Raw genomic sequence first — 15,574 nt, forward strand, 5'->3', positions numbered from 1 at the left:
GCGAATTTTTTTCAACCGCTGCGCGGCCCCGTGCGGCGGGGCTTTCGCGGCATCCCGCCGAAGAATTGAAAATTTATCTCGAAACTCATTTGGGCGATTTGAATCACAACGGTTGCTGGGAGTTGTCTTATCTTCAAATTGGCCTGTAAATCAAATCGAAGGAGGATAAACATCATGGCGCTCACCGACTCGATCGAACACAAGCTGGACCGCGGCCTGACCGAGATCCGTCGCACCGGCCGGCGCGTGGGACGCAGGACGCGCTCGGCGGCCCAGGACTTGCAAGCGGACGTGTCCGACGAACTGCGCGGACTGGTCGATGAACTCGAAGACCTGCTGAAGAACGATGGCGACGGCGATATCGCCGCACTGCGCAAGCGCGTGCAAGCGCGCCTCGACGAAGCGCGCGGCGCGCTCGACTACGCGTCCGGCACCGCGGCCGCCCGGCTGCGTGATTCGGCCGAACGCGTGTCGCAAGCGGTGCATGACAACCCGTGGCAGACCGCGGGCGTCGTCGCGGGCCTCGCGTTCGTCGCCGGCCTGCTCCTTTCCCGCCGTTGAACAGGGCCGCGCACTCGCCGCACGCCCCATCCGTCGTCAACCCGACAACGAAGGAGAATCGCCATGCAGAAGTCCCTCGCCCTGAAAGCCGCCGCCGCCGTCATGCTCGCCAGTCTCGCACTTGCCGGCTGCACCACCACGCCCAACAAACCCGACAATGCATCCGCCAGCGCGTCGAAACGCGAGTCGATCGATGCCAGCGTGAACGCGACGCTATCGCGCCTCTATTCGACGGTGCCGGGCTCGCGTGAGCTCGTCGCGAAATCGCGCGGCGTGCTCGTGTTCCCGAACGTGCTGCAGGCCGGCTTCATCATCGGCGGCCAGTCGGGCAACGGCGCACTGCGCGTCGGCGGCAGCACCGTCGGCTACTACAACACGTCGTCGCTATCGGTCGGCCTGCAGGCAGGCGCGCAGTCGAAGGCCGTCGTGTTCCTGTTCATGACGCAGGATGCGCTCGACTCGTTCCGCAAGTCCGACGGCTGGTCGGCCGGCGCCGACGCTTCGGTCGCGGTCGTGAAGATGGGCGCGAACGGCGCAGTCGACTCCAACACGGTCACCGCACCGGTCCAGGTGCTGGTGCTGACCAACGCGGGCCTGATGGGCGACCTGTCCGTGAGCGGCACCAAGGTCACCCGGCTTCATATCTGACGATCCGGCGCGGCGCCGCCGCACCGGCTGTCCCTTCAACAACGCCGCGGCTTCGGCCGCGGCGTTTTCATGTGTGCCGCGCGCGCCGGGTATGATGGCGACACCTTTGCGGGCATACTTCGATCGGGCCGCCCCGCGCGCTTCGCCGCGAACGCCGTGATTCGCGACGCGATCGCGCCCGGGGCAACGACATTCAATCAAATCAGGCATCAATCTGCGCGAACCATCCATGGATAGCGGACACGACCACCAAAAATTCTTCTATTTCCTGCTGTTCGCGGTCACCGTCGGACTGTGCTGGATCCTCGCACCGTTCTCCGGCGCCGTCTTCTGGGGCACCATTCTCGCGATCCTGTTCCAGCCGGTGCAGCGCTGGCTCGCCGCGCGCTTGGGCAAGCGGCGCAATCTCGCCGCGCTCGTCACGCTGTCGCTGATCATCCTGATCGTGATCCTGCCGCTCGTATTCGTCGCGGCCACGCTCGTGCAGGAAATCGCGTACGTGTATCAGGAGCTCAAGGACGCCCCGCCGAACTATTCGCAGTACGTCCACGACATCATCCATGCGCTGCCGACGTCGATCCAGCACCTGCTGCAGAAATACGGGCTGACCAACATCGCCGGCATCCAGAAAAAGCTGACCGACGGCGCCGCGCAGATCAGCCAGTTCGCGGCCGCGCAGGCGCTCAGCATCGGACAGAACACGTTCCAGTTCGTCGTCAGCTTCGGCGTGATGCTGTACATGGTGTTCTTCCTGGTGCGCGACGGCGGCGAGATCGGCCGGCGCGTGCGCCGCGCGATCCCGCTCGACGAAGAGCACAAGATCCTGCTGCTCGCGAAATTCACGACGGTTGTGCGCGCAACCGTCAAGGGCAACATCGCGGTCGCGCTCGTGCAAGGCGCGCTCGGCGGGCTGATCTTCTGGATCCTCGGGATCGAGGGCGTCGTGCTGTGGGGCGCGCTGATGGCGTTCCTGTCGCTGCTGCCGGCGATCGGCGCGAGCATCGTGTGGGTGCCCGCCGCGCTCTACTTCCTCGCGATCGGCGCGATCTGGAAGTGCGTGATCCTCGTCGCGTTCTGCGTCGGCGTGATCGGCCTCGTCGACAACCTGCTGCGCCCGATCCTCGTCGGCAAGGACACGAAGATGCCCGACTGGGTCGTGCTGATCTCGACGCTCGGCGGGATGGCGCTGTTCGGGATCAACGGCTTCGTGATCGGGCCGCTCGTCGCCGCGCTGTTCATGGCGAGCTGGGACATCTACGCGCGCTCCGAACAGGCCGAATGACGCGCGTGCGACCGCGCGCGATTCGCACACCTCTCGGAAATCGGCGGTCACGGAGAACGAATGCGGATCACGACGGGCGCCACGGCGCCCGTTGCTTCATCCGCCGCCGCCGTCGCCATCTTCATCGCGCCGCCATACGGGCCGGCGCGATGAACGCGTCACCGGAAAAACAGGCGGCGCGACGCGTCGGTGACACCGCCTGTTTGCCGGCGCCGGCAATCACGCAGCGAGAGCGGCCCCGGCCATATATGGATTAAGTCCTGAACTGCTGCGGAGCCGATCAAACCCAGCGTTCGTCGACACGGCCTCGCGGCCCGATGCGACCGCAGTTGCACGGCCGTTACGCGTCCGGATCGACACGCAGCACGAGCTTGCCGCGATGGTCGCCGTCGAACAGGCGGTTCAGCACGTCGGGCGCGTTTTCGAGCCCGTCGGCAACCGTTTCCTCGGCCTTGAGCCGGCCGTCGCGCAGCCAGCCCGCGAGCGTCTGCACCGCTTCGCGGCTCTTGCGATAGTCGAGGATCAGGAAGCCGCGCATCGTGATCCGCTTCGAGATCAGCACGCCGACGTCGTCCGCCGCGCGGCCGCTGTTGTAGTTCGAGATCACCCCGCACAGCGCGACGCGGCCGCCGATCACCATTCGCGACAGCACCGCGCGCATCACTTCGCCGCCGACGTTCTCGAAGTTCACGTGCACGCCGTCCGGCGTCGCCGCCTTGAGTTGCTGACGGAAATCGTCGGCCTTGTAGTCGACGGCCGCGTCGAAGCCGAGCGTCTCGGTCAGGTAGCGGCACTTGTCCGCTCCGCCCGCGATACCGACCACGCGCGCGCCGTGGATCTTGCCGATCTGGCCGGCGATCGAGCCGACCGAGCCGGCCGCCGCCGACACCACGAGCGTCTCGCCCGGCTGCACCGGCGCGATGTCGGTGAGCCCGTAGTACGCGGTCAGGCCGCTCATCCCGCATGCGCCGAGCAGCGTCGGCAGCGGCAGCCCCGACTGCGCGGGCAACTTCACGAGCTGCGCGGCCTGGTCGGCCGGTACGACCGCGTAGTCCTGCCAGCCGACGAGCCCCTGCACGAGATCGCCTTCCGCGAAACCCGCATTGCGCGACGCGACCACGCGCCCGATGCCGAGCGCGCGCATCACCTCGCCGATCGCGACGGGCGGCAGGTATTGCGGCACGTCGCTCATCCACACGCGGTTGGTCGGGTCCATCGACAGATACAGCACGCGCACGAGCACGTCGCCGTCGGCGAGCGCCGGCACCGGCGTCTCGACCAGCGAAAAATGTTCGCGGCCGACGCGCCCTTCCGGGCGCGTCTTCAGCAGCAGTTGGCGGTTCACGAGTGTCGACACGATGTTCTCCTCCGGTTGTTGTTGTCGCCGCGCGTCAGACCGCGCACATGCCGCCGTCGATCACCAGTTCGGCGGCCGTCACGAAACGGCTCTCGTCGGACGCGAGATACACGGCCGCATGCGCGACGTCGTCCGGCTCGCCGAGCCGGCGCAGCGGAATGCCGCGTGCGAGCTTGCGCGTCGCATCGCGTTCGCCGAGCGACTGGAACAGCGGCTCGACGATCCCCGTGCGGATGAACGCCGGGTGAATCGAGTTGCAGCGCACGTCGATCTCGCGGCGCGCGCAATCGATCGCGACCGACTTCGTCAGCGACGCGACTGCCGCCTTCGACGCGTTGTAGGCGGTGAAATCCGGTTCGACCTTGAACGCGGCCACCGACGAGATGTTGACGATCGAAGCGGGACTGCTCTCGGCCAGATACGACAGCGCATGCTTGCAGCCGAGCACGATGCTCTCGACGTTGATCGCCATCACGCGCCGCCACTCGTCGAGCTCGATCTGCGCGGGCGAGCCGATCGACCCGACGCCGGCGTTGTTGACGAGCACCGACAGCCCGCCCATCGCGTCGACCGCCTGCATGAGCAGCGCCTGCCAGCGCGCTTCGTCGCGCACGTCCTGCGTCGCCGCGAATGCGACCGGCACCGCGCGCCCGGCGTTGAGCTCCTGCGCGAACGCATCGAGCACCGCGGCTTCGGCAATGTCGGTCAGGAACACGCGCGCGCCCTGCTCGACCATCCGGCGCGCGATCGCGCGGCCGAGGCCGCCGGCGGCGCCCGTGATGTACGCACACTTGCCTGCGAGGCGCGAAGAAACGACTGTCATGTGACCTGCTCCTATCGTGAATCGTCGTTGCGGACCGCTGCCGCGACGGCGGTTGCCGTACACCGGCCAACGTCCGCCGGCCGCGCGGTTTGCGCGAGTATAGCGAGCCGGCGGCGACACGCCGTGCCGGACGGGTCCGCCAGCGCGTCGCAACGCGCCCCGATCGAACGGACGTCAGCGTACGCGAATGCCGCCAATCGATGAAATGAATATTCGTAATGCCCGGTCATAGGCACGACTCATGACCTGCGCGCGCGCGTGCCGTTTCAATGGTACGGCGCGATCGGGATATTGGCTCGCCGAAAACGGGCGCCTGCGTCAGCCGGCACCCCGACGAAACGAATGGACTGACGTATCGGAACAAAGCCGCCGGCGAGAACCGCATGCGGCACCGGGACATGTGCGCCCCCGCCAGCACCACCGTCAGAATCCGTCGCCTGACGCGCGCACGAATGCGCAGAGTTGCGGAGAATGGGTATCGATCATCTGCTGGAACGGCGCGCGATGTCCGTACGCGATGCCGGACACGAGCAGCAGGCACGCGGCCGCGATGCGCGGCGAGAACGCGCGTTTGTACGCGCGGTCGTACGCGTGCAGGAACACCAGTGCGACCAGCGCGCCGAGCAGCCAGCCGGCAATGACCTCGGGAATCGTGTGCGAATGATCGAACACGCGCGCAACCGCCGTCGCCGCGCCGACCGCGAGGCCCGCCGCCACGCCCGGCAGCCTCCCAGGACGAAACGCCTGCCACAGCGTCGAGAGCGCGACGGTCCACACGGACGTCGACAGCATCGTATGCCCGCTGATCACGCGGAAATCGAGCTGCGCAAGCGCGATTCCGCACCCGGCGTAGAGAATCTTGGTGGCGCCGACGACGCTCATCCCGAGCGCGAGCAGCGCGACCCAGCGCACCGCGAGCCGCCAGTTGCACAGCGCGAGCCAGACGGCGCAGGTCAGCGCGACCGGCAAGGTCAGCGCGGCATCGCCGATGTTGCTGATTTCACCCCACATGACGGACGTCGAACGACTAGCGAAAGGCCGCAGTTTAACGCACGCGCGCCCGGCGCCTGTATCAGCCTGTGACAGGCTGTATCAGCCCGCGACACCCGTAATCAGCAGCAGGTTCGTGCCGGTGATGACGGCGAACAGCGCCCACGCGGCCACCTGCATCTTGCGGCCGATCGCATGCTCGCCCATCGTGTCGCGATCGCTGACCGAGCGGATCAGCGGCCACATCGCGAACGGCAGCTGCAGGCTCAGCAGCACCTGGCTCCACACCAGCAACCGCCCGACCGAGCCGTCGCCGAGCCACAGCACGCCGATCAGCGCCGGCGCGAGCGCGAGGCCGCGCGTGATCAGCCGGCGCTGGTAGCACGGAATCTTCGTATGCAGGAAGCCGTCCATGATCACCTGGCCGGCGATCGTGCCGGTCAGCGTCGAGCTTTGCCCCGACGCCAGCAGCGCGATGCCGAACAGCAGCGCGGCCGCGCCGCCCGCGATCGGCGTGATGAGCCGGTACGCCTGTTCGATGTCGGTCACGTTGTGCTGGCCGGTCGCATGGAACGCCGCGCCCGCGACGATCAGGATCGCCGCATTGACGAGCATCGCGACGAACAACGACACGAAGGTATCGATCCGCACCAGCGCGAGCGTATCGCGCACCAGGCCGCGCGCGCCGCCGACCACGTGCCGCGTCTGCACGACCGACGAATGCAGATACAGGTTGTGCGGCATGATCGTCGCACCGACGATGCCGAGCGCGAGCACGATCGCATCCTTGCGGTCGTGGCCCGGATTGCCCGGCACGAGCCCCTTCGCGACCGCATGCCAGTCGGGCGGCGTGATCGCGACCTGCGCGACGAAGCAGAACGCCATCGTCGCGATCAGCCCGAGCACGATCGCCTCGATCTGCCGGACGCCCTTGCCTTGCAGCCCGAGGACGATCACCGTGTCGAGCGCGGTCAGCACGATGCCCCACGCGAGCGGCACGCCCAGCAGCAGCTTGAACGCCAGCGCGCAGCCGAGCACTTCGGCGATGTCGCACGCGATGATCGACACCTCGGCCGTCACCCATTGCACGATGCGGCCGAAGCGGCCGTAACGGTCGTAGCTCGCCTGCGCGAGGTCCTTGCCGGCGACGAGGCCGAGCCGCGCCGCCAGCATCTGCAGGAAGATCGCGGCGAGACTGGAAAACGCGACGACCCACAGCAGCGAGTAACCGAATTGCGAGCCGGCCTGGATGTCGGTCGCCCAGTTGCCGGGGTCCATGTAGCCGATCGCGACCAGCAGGCCCGGGCCGAAGAATCGCCTGAGCTTCATCCAGCGCGACGCGCCGGCGTCGATCGTGATGCTGCCCTTTACTTCTGACGGGCAGAAGGGGGCTGTGGCGGTAGTGGGAAGCAAGGGCATGGAAACCGGGGATCGTGATCGCGACACGGTGATTTTACGGTCATCCGCCCCGTCTTCTCGCGCACATCGGCGCGCGGGCCCCGGCTCGGCCGCTCGCCGTCGGCGCGGCCAGGCTGCGGCGGCGTGGCCTGCGCGTCGGGCGTCCCGTCGCGCGTCCCCTCGGGTGCGCCGGCGCCGAACGCCTGCAGCCGCTCGCGTTCGGCGACGCGAAACTCGGTCGGCGAGATCAGCAGCCGCTGGCGAAACAGCTTCGCCAGACGCTCGCCGCTGCCGAAGCCCGTGCGCCGCGCGACCTTGTCGGCCGGCAGCGTCGTGTGGATCAGCATGTGACATGCGCGCTCGAGCCGCACGTGCTGCACGAACTCGGTCGGCGTCACGCCGATTTCCTTCTTGAAGCGCCGCAGGAAATTGCGCTCGCTCATCGCGACCGTCTGCGCGATGTCGGCAATCGAGATGCGGTTCGCGCTCTGCGCACGCAGCTGCTGCACCGACATCCGGATCGACGGGCTCGCGCTCAACTCGCGAAACGCCCACATCGACTGCGGACAGCGCTGCTCGACCGGGCGCAGCAGGATGCTGGCGATCTCCTGCGCGGCGCTGTCGCCGAGATCGGCGCGGAACATGTCGAGCACGGTGTCGAGCACGTCGGCTTCGGCCGCCTGCAGTTCGATGGTTGCCGCGGCGCGACGGGCGCGCGCCGTCGTCGCGGCGCCGGCATCCTGCGGCGGCTGCGCTGCCGCGAGCGTGCACAGATCCATCCCGTCGACGATCCAGCGCGCATGCCGGCGAATGTCGGTCAGCCGGCGCCGCAGCGCATCGTCCCAGTTGACCGCCGCGCGATCGCCGTGAAGATGAAAGAACGCGAATGCGCGGCGGCCGTGCTCATCGCCGAGCGCCTCGGCGGCGATCTTCACGCCGGACGACGACTGCAACAATCCACCGCTTTCGGATACGTACTTCAGCTGGTAATCGGCACTGAACGCATGCAGGCGATTCGCCAGATTGAAAACCTCGCCGAGACGCGCGGCCTGGGCCAAGGAAAACCCCGTACTCAAATAGACAACGACCCACCTCTGATCTGCTGCTTCCACTGGCCAAGCCCCCGGACTGTTTCGACTTCTTGTAATACCGTCGAACTGTCTGGCTTATATTTGCTTTGACCTCGTGCGACAGGACGGCTATCTCGAAATATGAAGCGACGGCATCTTAGCCGAACGCGTGATGTCTTTGGCGCGAAATGGCCAACAGGGACAGCATGATGGCGGAATACAACAGGCTGTCGCCGGCGCACGGCACGGCCGCGCCGAAGCATGCATGCCGCAGCGGCGCGCCGGCACCGGAATGCGGCCCATGCCGCGTACCGCGGCGAACGTCGTCCACGTGCATCGAAACGCATCGATCGTCGTGAACGAACGCAGTACGAAACGGCAGGTCGGGCGATGCCGATTCACGCGAATGCGCGCATGCGAGTCCGTTGTTCGCGCATCCTTTAGAATCGGCGCACTACCCTCCTCGACTGCATCCGTGCCCGCCGATCATCGTCTCGACCTGAACCTGTTTCGCGTGCTCGACGCCGTCTACGTGCACGGCGGCATCGGCGCGGCCGCCCGCGCGCTGCATCTGACGCAGCCGGCCGTCACCCACGCGCTCAACCGGCTGCGCGCGCATTTCGACGATCCGCTGTTCGTGCGTCAAGGCAACCGCGTCGTGCCGACCGAACGCACGCGCGCGATCATCGCGGACGTCCAGCTTCATCTTGCCGGCCTGCAACGCACCGCGCGCGACCCGTCGGCGTTCGAGCCGGCCACCCTCGACCTGAGCGTCGCGGTCGGCATTCGCGACGTGCTCGAATCGATCGCGCTGCCGCAGATCGTCGCCGCGTTCGCCGACGAAGCGCCGGGCCTGCGGTTCGTGAGTCGCCGCGTCGCGGCGCACGACATCGAACGCGAACTCGCATCGGGCAATCTCGACCTCGTCGTCGAGCGCCGCGTGCAGACCGGCCCGCGCATCGCGACCGAGCACCTGCTCGACGATTCGCTCGTCGTCGCGATGCGCGACGATCATCGGCTGATGCGCGGCCCGCTTCGCCGCGGCGACTATTTCGCCGCGCAGCATATCGCGGTGTCGTCGCTCGGCGTGCCGCAGTCGCTCGACGTGCTGCTCGGCAACGACGGGCGCTTCCGTCAGATCAAGCTGGTCTGCCAGCACTATTTCGCCGCATGCCAGATCGCCGCGTCGGGCGACCTGCTGCTCACGCTGCCGAGCACGTATGCGACGCGCATGACGGCGATGCTGCCGATCGCCGTGCAGCCGTTGCCGCTTCGGCTCAAGCCGTTTCCGCTGCTCGCTTACTGGCACGAATCGCGCGACACCGATCGCGCGCACCAGTGGGTGCGAGAACGCGTCGCGACGCTGGTGCGGCGCAGCGCCGGCGTCGCGGACCAGCCGCTCTCCTCACGCCCATGACGCGGCTCGCGCGAGCGCGCCGTCGCGCCCGAGATCCCGCCCGAACCGGTATGCTGGCGGCTCGTACGCCGCGCGCCGTCGCGGCCCTCTCTTTCCCGCTCACCGGAGACTTGCCATGTCGCTCATCCACGCTGCCGCCACCCTCGCCGCCGACGCGCCGAACTACGTCGTCCAGCTCCAGGCCGGCACGCACGCGCTGACCGGCGACGAAGCGCCGCGCGAAGGCGGACAGGGTCTCGGCCCGGCGCCGTACGAGTTCGTGCTCGCCGGCCTCGCGCAATGCACGGCCGCGACGCTGCGCATGTACATGCAGCGCAAGTCGTGGCCGGCCGTGCCCATCGACGTGCGCACCGAGCTGCATGCCGATCGCGACGGGCTGCAATACGTGCGCCGCGTCGTGACGCTCGACGGCCCGCTCGACGACGCGCAACGCCAGCGTCTCGCGGAAATCTGCGAGAAGACGCCCGTCACGCAATTCATCAAGCGCGGCACGCGCATCGAAACGACGTTGAATTGACGATCGTCGCACGCAGCGCCGGCGTGCGAAGGAACCAACCCGCGCCGCACTCGACCGAACGCTGAAAGAAACGACGTTGAATTGACGATCGCCATACGCCGCATCGGCAGGCTGCGCGGGACGCAACCCGCACTGCACGCGACCGATACCTGAATGCAAAACGGGCGGCCCGTGCGCCAAGCGCGGGCCGCCCGTTCGTGAATGCCGTCCGGCGCTTACAGTCCGAGCGCGGACAGATCCAGCGTGCCGTCCTTCACCGGCGGGCACCAGAAATACGCACCCGTCAGCGGCCGCGTGAAGCGGAACAGGCCGTCGACGATACCGTCTTCCGCGCCGCTCATCCGGCGCATCTGCACGTCGAACGCGCGGAACGAATTGCCGAACGCGACGAAGTAGAGGCCGGCGCGGCGCGCATCGGACCACGGCGACGAGCGGCGCAGCATGAACGCCTCCGGCTCGAAGCTTTCCTGCGCGGTGCGCTTCACGTGCGCGAACTCGGGTGCGTCGTCGAGTTCCTCGTTGTCCGAGCGGCGGCGGCCGATGATGTGATCCATGTCGCCGGACGCGATGCGTTCCATCTGGTCGAAGTCGTGCAGCCATTGCTGGACCGCGACGAAGCTCGAACCGTCGAGCCCGGCGCCCTGCCCGGCGACGATGGCCGCGGCCACCGCGTCGTCGCCTTCCGGGTTCTCCGTGCCGTCCTCGTAACCGGACAGGTCGCGATCGTTCGAATAGCGGAATCCGTCGACCGCGTCCTGCAGCGCGAATGCCGGCGCCAGCGCGCGCTCGATCGCGCGGGCGCGCAGCACGAGGTCGCCGCGATCGTCGCCGCGCAGCCACACCCACACGTCGGCCGGCGTGATCGGCAGCGTGCGGTCGTTCACCGCGAACGCCGGGTATTCGGTCAGGCCCGGCACCGGGCGCCCGATGTGCGCGGCCAGCGAATGCCCGAAGCCGACGACCGTGTCGCGCCCGTCGACGAGCGCGCGCAGCGCCTTCAGCGCCGCCGCCACATTGCCGTTGTCCGAAATCGTGAAAGTCAGGTATCGGGCCGCCGTGTCGATCGGAGCCAGGATGCCTTGCTGAACGTCGCTCATCGTTTCCTCAGGAATGTATCGTGGTGAGTCTGCGGGCCGTACCGGCCGGCGCGACGCGCGTGAACACGCGCCGCGCCGCACGCCGCGCAACGCGAAAGTGTAATCGATGCGGGCGGCCGGCCCGTGCGCCACTGCACCACTGCGCCGCGGCACGTGCCACGCACCAGGGCCGCAACCGCCGAATACCAGCCGCGTCGATGCTGCATCGCCGCATTCGTCAGACGTTGCAGCGAGTCCGGCACTGCTGATAAAATCCCTTCACGTCTTTTCGGCGTCCTTTCAAACCGTTCACTTCAGGGAGGTGCAGATGTTCCGAATGCCAGCAACCTTCCCGAACGTGGTCCCACGACGCGGCTGATCCAGCCCGTCGTCCGCGCCGGCTCCCGGATGCTTCGCTAACCCGCCAGCCCGCGCGCTTTTCCCGACAGCCCGTTTCGTTTCGCCCGCGTCGTCCGTGCGGCCGGCTGTTGCGTTTTCGACGTTCTCCGAACCGGAAAGCCCCGTCGCGCGATGCGCCGGGCAACGACTTATGACCAGAAAAACCACCCATCTGGGCGGCCAGGCGTTCCAGGCCGTCTTCGGCTTCACTTTCCGCTACTGGCGCAAACAGCCGGTACGCACCGCGGCGGTCGCGGCACTCGCGCTGCTGGGCGCACTCGCCGACGTGCTCACGCCGCTGTTCGCCGGCCGTCTCGTCGATGCGCTGTCGACCGGCCTGACCGACCGCGCGGCCGCGTGGCATTCGGCCCTCGTCGCGTTCGGCACGCTCGCCGCGCTCGGCATCGGCGCGACGCTGCTGCGCCAGGGCGTCTACCTGAACATCATCACGCTCACGCTGAAGATGATGAGCGAGATCGCCGCCGCGTCGTTCCATCGCGTGCAGCGCTTCTCGACCGACTGGCACGCGAACAGCTTCGCGGGCTCGACCGTGCGCAAGATCACGCGCGGGATCTGGGCGCTCGACCTGCTCAACGACACCGTGCTGATCGCGCTGCTGCCGTCGGTGACGATGCTCGTCGGCGCGACCGTGCTGCTCGGCACGCACTGGCCGGTGATGGGGCTCGTCGTCGGCGCGGGTTCGCTGCTGTACATCTCGGTGACGGTCGCCGTGTCGCTCGGCATCGTCGCGCCCGCCGCGCGGCTCGGCAACCTGTGGGACACGCGCATGGGCGGCGCGCTTGCGGACGCCGTGAGCTGCAACGCCGTCGTCAAGGCGTTCGGCGCGGAAACGCGCGAGGAAGCGCGGCTCGCGCGCGTGATCGGCAAGTGGCGTCAGCGCACGCGCCGCACCTGGGTGCGCGGCACGCTCAACGGCGGGCTGCAGGGTGGGATGCTCGTCGCGATGCAGGCCGCGATGATCGGCGTCGCGCTGCGGCTGTGGGCGAACGACGAAGCGAGCGTCGGCGACATCGCGTTCTCGCTGACCATGTTCTTCATGCTGCAGGGCTATCTGCGCGACGTCGGCATGCACATCCGCAACCTGCAGCGCTCGGTGAACGACATGGAAGAACTCGTCGCGCTCGAGCGTCAGCCGCTCGGCATCGACGATCGTCCCGACGCGCCGGCGATCCGGATCGGCCGCGGCGAGATCCGCTTCGAGCACGTGACGTTCCGCTACGGCAATCATCCGGTGCCGCTGTACGACGATTTCTCGATGCGCATCGCGCCCGGTGAGCGCGTGGGGCTCGTCGGCCATTCCGGGTCGGGCAAGACGACGTTCATCAAGCTGATCCAGCGTCTGTACGACGTGTCGGACGGGCGCATCACGATCGACGGCCAGGACATCGCGCAGGTGCGGCAGGATTCGCTGCGCAGCCAGATCGCGATCGTCCAGCAGGAGCCCGTGCTGTTCCACCGCACGCTCGCGGAGAACGTCGCGTATGCGCGCCCCGGCGCGAGCCGTGCCGACATCGAGCGTGCCGCGCGTCTGGCCAGCGCGCACGACTTCATCGCCGCGCTGCCGGACGGCTATGACACGCTCGTCGGCGAGCGCGGGATCAAGCTGTCGGGCGGCGAACGCCAACGCGTCGCGATCGCGCGCGCGTTCCTCGCCGATGCGCCGATCCTGATCCTCGACGAAGCGACGTCGAGCCTCGACAGCGAAAGCGAGGTGCTGATCCAGCAGGCGATGGAGCGGCTGATGGTCGGCCGCACGACGCTGGTGGTCGCGCACCGGCTGTCGACGGTGCGCTCGCTCGACCGCCTGCTCGTGCTGGATCGCGGCAAGGTGATCGAGGAAGGCAATCACGACGAGTTGATCCGCATCGACGGCGGGATCTATCGGCGGTTGTTCGAACGGCAGGCGCTGGAACTGGCGAAGGGCTTGATCGATTCGCCGCGGCGCATGGTCGATGACGATGCGGGGCCGGTGGGCAAGCGGGCGGCGGTTTGATGGTCGTCCGTCGCTGGTCGACGCATCGGTGCCTGCTCGCAAACGGCGCAGGACACGCGCTCGCCCGGCTAGTTCAGGCCGGTGTGGTGCCGCTCGACACCGCTGCGGTCGTTTTCGAACTGCAGCAGACCTGGCATCGCCCCGACGCACAACCATGGGCGGAAGTCTACGGGATGATTTTCGCGCCGTACCGCCTGCTCATCGAGCGCTCCCTGAAGGACCAGGCGGTCGTGAAGCATAACGACCCACTCGATTCCGAACGGGCATGGCCCGCTCGGCCGAGCCGGTCCTTCCCGATTCACGGGCCGCCCCCGAATGCAGCGGCCTCGCCCGCTACTCACTCCGGCCGAATCAACAGGTCGTTCCTGACTGCGGCGACGCCGCTCACCGAGCTCGCTACCGCGGTTGCGATTAAAGACTGGGCGCTATCCGTCACCGAGCCGCGCAAGACGATCGCACCGTCGCGCGCAATGACGACGATGTTGGTCGCATTCAGCCCCTTGGCGCTCCCGAGCGCGCGAACGACGGCCTTCTGAAGCCGGCGATTGGCGGCCCTGATCTCCTTCTTGCTGGACGTGACCGCCGGCGGCACGATACCGGAACCGGCCGGCTCCGACTGAGCATGGACATTCGCCGCAACGGACAGCGCGATCGCCACGTAGAGCGACAACAGGGCGTGACTGGTCTTCATGTTGATGTTCCTGTTTTCGTGACCCGGTGCCGGGCCACGATCGAATTGATTAGAAGAATTTCCGGATGCCGACCGTCCCGCCGAACGTCGTGCCTGCCGTGCCATACAGCGCCCCGATCATCGACAGGCCGGTATTCATTGCTCCGTGATTGTTGACCGCCCCGCATTGCGCATAGAGCGTCGTGCTCTTCGACAGGAAATAATCGGCGCCCACGGCCGCCATGATCGAATGATTGGTCGTATGGTTGCGATCGCTTGTCAGCCATACCCCTGCGTTGATCCCCAGCGTCGGCGATGCGAACCAGTTGATGCCGCCGCCGAACACGTCGCTGTCGAACGAGCCGGCGACCTTGAAGTTGACGAACGATGCCTTCGCGGTGAGCGAGCCGAATTGATAGCCGACGCCGATCATGCGGCCATCGAACTCGACGTTGGTCGGCACCGGCGTGCTCTGCGCGCCGCCTGCATTGCCGCTGTATAGCGCGGCGTTGACCGTCAGTCCGCCGTGCTGGTATCGGACACGCGCCGCATATTGCTTGCCGGCGCTAAAATCGCCCGGCTTTCCGCCAAACGCGAACATGGTACTGACAGTCAAGCCGGCAAAGGTCGGGCTCGTATACGTCACCGCGTTCGGATTGAAAATGCTGGTTCCCAGTACGGTACCAACGTAAATGGTTGCTTCGCTGCCGAACAGCGACAGATCGCGAGGATCCGAATCGTAAACTGCCTGGAAGAACGGGGAAAATTGCAATCCCATTTTCAACTCGCCGGCAGCGCCCGACAGCGCAATCCACGATTCGCAGCCGAACAGGTTTCCATTGCAGTGAAACAAGCTGCCGTCCGTCGCACTGATGCCGCTCTGCAGACGAAACTTCGCCTTCACTCCGCCTCCGAGATCTTCGACTCCCTGCAGGCCGAACTGCGAATAGTAGCGACCGCCGTCGATCATCGATACCTGGCCTCCATCGTTCAGACCCGTGACGGGGTTACGCGTCTTGTTCGTATAGAGCATCGCCACGTCGACCACACCGAATAGCGTGACACTGCTTTGAGCGTACGCAGGCGCGCATGCGGCAGTCGCCATCAGACAGCCGGCAAGCCCCAGCGAAACGTGCTTTCTCGCTGACATCATCATCTCCATGCCTTGTCGCGAATCTCGCGACAATGATTTGTCATCCTGATCTTTTTGAAAACTCATGCGCCGAATCTGACGATGAGCACGCTACATATCCTTGTGCCGTGAGGATCGGCACCAGCGGCTCGGGGGGGGGGGGGGGGGGGGGGGGGCCCCCCCCCCCCCAGGGGGGGGCCGGGGGGTGGCCCGGCCCCGG

At 67.2% G+C, this 15,574-nt stretch carries 14 protein-coding genes and 2 pseudogenes; 7 read left to right on the forward strand and 9 right to left on the reverse strand.

Annotation, left to right across the window (positions count from 1 at the left end):
• Nucleotides 1-174: 174 nt before the first annotated feature.
• The 3 genes from O1Q03_RS11305 to O1Q03_RS11315 all read left to right on the forward strand — a co-directional run bounded on the left by O1Q03_RS11305 (nucleotide 175) and on the right by O1Q03_RS11315 (nucleotide 2,491).
• Nucleotides 175-561 carry a DUF883 family protein gene (locus O1Q03_RS11305; RefSeq protein ID WP_269503476.1) on the forward strand — a complete coding sequence of 129 codons (387 nt, stop codon included), beginning with the start codon at nucleotides 175-177 and terminating at the stop codon, nucleotides 559-561.
• A gap of 63 nt (nucleotides 562-624) precedes the next feature.
• Nucleotides 625-1,209 carry a BPSL1445 family SYLF domain-containing lipoprotein gene (locus O1Q03_RS11310; protein ID WP_269503477.1) on the forward strand — a complete coding sequence of 195 codons (585 nt, stop codon included), beginning with the start codon at nucleotides 625-627 and terminating at the stop codon, nucleotides 1,207-1,209.
• A gap of 229 nt (nucleotides 1,210-1,438) precedes the next feature.
• Nucleotides 1,439-2,491 (forward strand): AI-2E family transporter, encoded by a 1,053-nt coding sequence (locus O1Q03_RS11315; RefSeq protein WP_269503478.1) that lies wholly within the window; start codon nucleotides 1,439-1,441, stop codon nucleotides 2,489-2,491.
• A gap of 47 nt (nucleotides 2,492-2,538) precedes the next feature.
• Here O1Q03_RS11315 and O1Q03_RS11320 read toward each other — a convergent pair.
• The 6 genes and pseudogenes from O1Q03_RS11320 to O1Q03_RS11345 form a co-directional block, all read right to left on the reverse strand.
• Nucleotides 2,539-2,649, reverse strand: a pseudogene (locus tag O1Q03_RS11320) (thioesterase); the annotation flags it as partial.
• Nucleotides 2,650-2,831: 182 nt separating this feature from the next.
• Nucleotides 2,832-3,848, reverse strand: a complete 1,017-nt coding sequence (locus O1Q03_RS11325) for an NADP-dependent oxidoreductase (protein ID WP_269503479.1) — start codon at nucleotides 3,846-3,848, stop codon at nucleotides 2,832-2,834.
• A 34-nt stretch (nucleotides 3,849-3,882) separates the two neighbouring features.
• Nucleotides 3,883-4,671, reverse strand: a complete 789-nt coding sequence (locus O1Q03_RS11330) for an SDR family oxidoreductase (protein WP_269503480.1) — start codon at nucleotides 4,669-4,671, stop codon at nucleotides 3,883-3,885.
• Between the two features lie 423 nt (nucleotides 4,672-5,094).
• Nucleotides 5,095-5,682 (reverse strand): phosphatase PAP2 family protein, encoded by a 588-nt coding sequence (locus O1Q03_RS11335; RefSeq protein ID WP_269503481.1) that lies wholly within the window; start codon nucleotides 5,680-5,682, stop codon nucleotides 5,095-5,097.
• 81 nt (nucleotides 5,683-5,763) lie between these two features.
• Nucleotides 5,764-7,080, reverse strand: a complete 1,317-nt coding sequence (locus O1Q03_RS11340) for an Nramp family divalent metal transporter (RefSeq protein ID WP_269503482.1) — start codon at nucleotides 7,078-7,080, stop codon at nucleotides 5,764-5,766.
• The gene (locus tag O1Q03_RS11345; protein WP_269503483.1) at nucleotides 7,029-8,117 is read right to left on the reverse strand and encodes a helix-turn-helix domain-containing protein; all 1,089 of its coding nucleotides are present in this window, start codon (nucleotides 8,115-8,117) and stop codon (nucleotides 7,029-7,031) included. The genes O1Q03_RS11340 and O1Q03_RS11345 overlap by 52 nt, the downstream gene beginning before the upstream one ends.
• Before the next feature lie 487 nt (nucleotides 8,118-8,604).
• Here O1Q03_RS11345 and O1Q03_RS11350 point away from each other — a divergent pair, with 487 nt between their 5' ends.
• Together O1Q03_RS11350 and O1Q03_RS11355 are read left to right on the forward strand one after the other, a co-directional pair.
• Nucleotides 8,605-9,546 carry a LysR family transcriptional regulator gene (locus tag O1Q03_RS11350; protein ID WP_269503484.1) on the forward strand — a complete coding sequence of 314 codons (942 nt, stop codon included), beginning with the start codon at nucleotides 8,605-8,607 and terminating at the stop codon, nucleotides 9,544-9,546.
• Nucleotides 9,547-9,661: 115 nt separating this feature from the next.
• Nucleotides 9,662-10,063, forward strand: coding sequence for an OsmC family protein (locus O1Q03_RS11355; protein WP_269503485.1), 402 nt, complete (start codon nucleotides 9,662-9,664; stop codon nucleotides 10,061-10,063).
• A gap of 215 nt (nucleotides 10,064-10,278) precedes the next feature.
• Here O1Q03_RS11355 and O1Q03_RS11360 read toward each other — a convergent pair whose 3' ends face one another.
• Nucleotides 10,279-11,160, reverse strand: a complete 882-nt coding sequence (locus O1Q03_RS11360) for a Dyp-type peroxidase (protein ID WP_269503486.1) — start codon at nucleotides 11,158-11,160, stop codon at nucleotides 10,279-10,281.
• A gap of 529 nt (nucleotides 11,161-11,689) precedes the next feature.
• Here O1Q03_RS11360 and O1Q03_RS11365 point away from each other — a divergent pair.
• Together O1Q03_RS11365 and O1Q03_RS11370 are read left to right on the forward strand one after the other, a co-directional pair.
• Nucleotides 11,690-13,552, forward strand: a complete 1,863-nt coding sequence (locus O1Q03_RS11365; RefSeq protein ID WP_269503487.1) for an ABC transporter ATP-binding protein — start codon at nucleotides 11,690-11,692, stop codon at nucleotides 13,550-13,552.
• Between the two features lie 59 nt (nucleotides 13,553-13,611).
• Nucleotides 13,612-13,815, forward strand: a pseudogene (locus tag O1Q03_RS11370) (hydrolase); the annotation flags it as partial.
• Nucleotides 13,816-13,889: 74 nt separating this feature from the next.
• Here O1Q03_RS11370 and O1Q03_RS11375 read toward each other — a convergent pair.
• Nucleotides 13,890-14,243, reverse strand: coding sequence for a BON domain-containing protein (locus tag O1Q03_RS11375; RefSeq protein ID WP_269503488.1), 354 nt, complete (start codon nucleotides 14,241-14,243; stop codon nucleotides 13,890-13,892).
• Between the two features lie 49 nt (nucleotides 14,244-14,292).
• Nucleotides 14,293-15,327: a porin gene (locus O1Q03_RS11380; RefSeq protein WP_269503679.1), complete on the reverse strand. Its 1,035-nt coding sequence runs from the start codon at nucleotides 15,325-15,327 to the stop codon at nucleotides 14,293-14,295.
• Nucleotides 15,328-15,574: the final 247 nt, after the last annotated feature.

This window comes from Burkholderia sp. IMCC1007 (assembly GCF_027257875.1).
GTDB lineage: Bacteria > Pseudomonadota > Gammaproteobacteria > Burkholderiales > Burkholderiaceae > Burkholderia.

Excerpts from the sequence above, each read along its gene's own strand:
- O1Q03_RS11305 (WP_269503476.1), top strand. The coding sequence starts at position 175 with ATGGCGCTCACCGACTCGATCGAACACAAGCTGGACCGCGGCCTGACC.
- O1Q03_RS11310 (WP_269503477.1), top strand. The coding sequence starts at position 625 with ATGCAGAAGTCCCTCGCCCTGAAAGCCGCCGCCGCCGTCATGCTCGCC.
- O1Q03_RS11315 (WP_269503478.1), top strand. The coding sequence starts at position 1,439 with ATGGATAGCGGACACGACCACCAAAAATTCTTCTATTTCCTGCTGTTC.
- O1Q03_RS11330 (WP_269503480.1), bottom strand. The coding sequence starts at position 4,671 with ATGACAGTCGTTTCTTCGCGCCTCGCAGGCAAGTGTGCGTACATCACG.
- O1Q03_RS11335 (WP_269503481.1), bottom strand. The coding sequence starts at position 5,682 with ATGTGGGGTGAAATCAGCAACATCGGCGATGCCGCGCTGACCTTGCCG.
- O1Q03_RS11340 (WP_269503482.1), bottom strand. The coding sequence starts at position 7,080 with ATGCCCTTGCTTCCCACTACCGCCACAGCCCCCTTCTGCCCGTCAGAA.
- O1Q03_RS11355 (WP_269503485.1), top strand. The coding sequence starts at position 9,662 with ATGTCGCTCATCCACGCTGCCGCCACCCTCGCCGCCGACGCGCCGAAC.
- O1Q03_RS11360 (WP_269503486.1), bottom strand. The coding sequence starts at position 11,160 with ATGAGCGACGTTCAGCAAGGCATCCTGGCTCCGATCGACACGGCGGCC.
- O1Q03_RS11365 (WP_269503487.1), top strand. The coding sequence starts at position 11,690 with ATGACCAGAAAAACCACCCATCTGGGCGGCCAGGCGTTCCAGGCCGTC.
- O1Q03_RS11375 (WP_269503488.1), bottom strand. The coding sequence starts at position 14,243 with ATGAAGACCAGTCACGCCCTGTTGTCGCTCTACGTGGCGATCGCGCTG.
- O1Q03_RS11380 (WP_269503679.1), bottom strand. The coding sequence starts at position 15,327 with ATGGCGACTGCCGCATGCGCGCCTGCGTACGCTCAAAGCAGTGTCACG.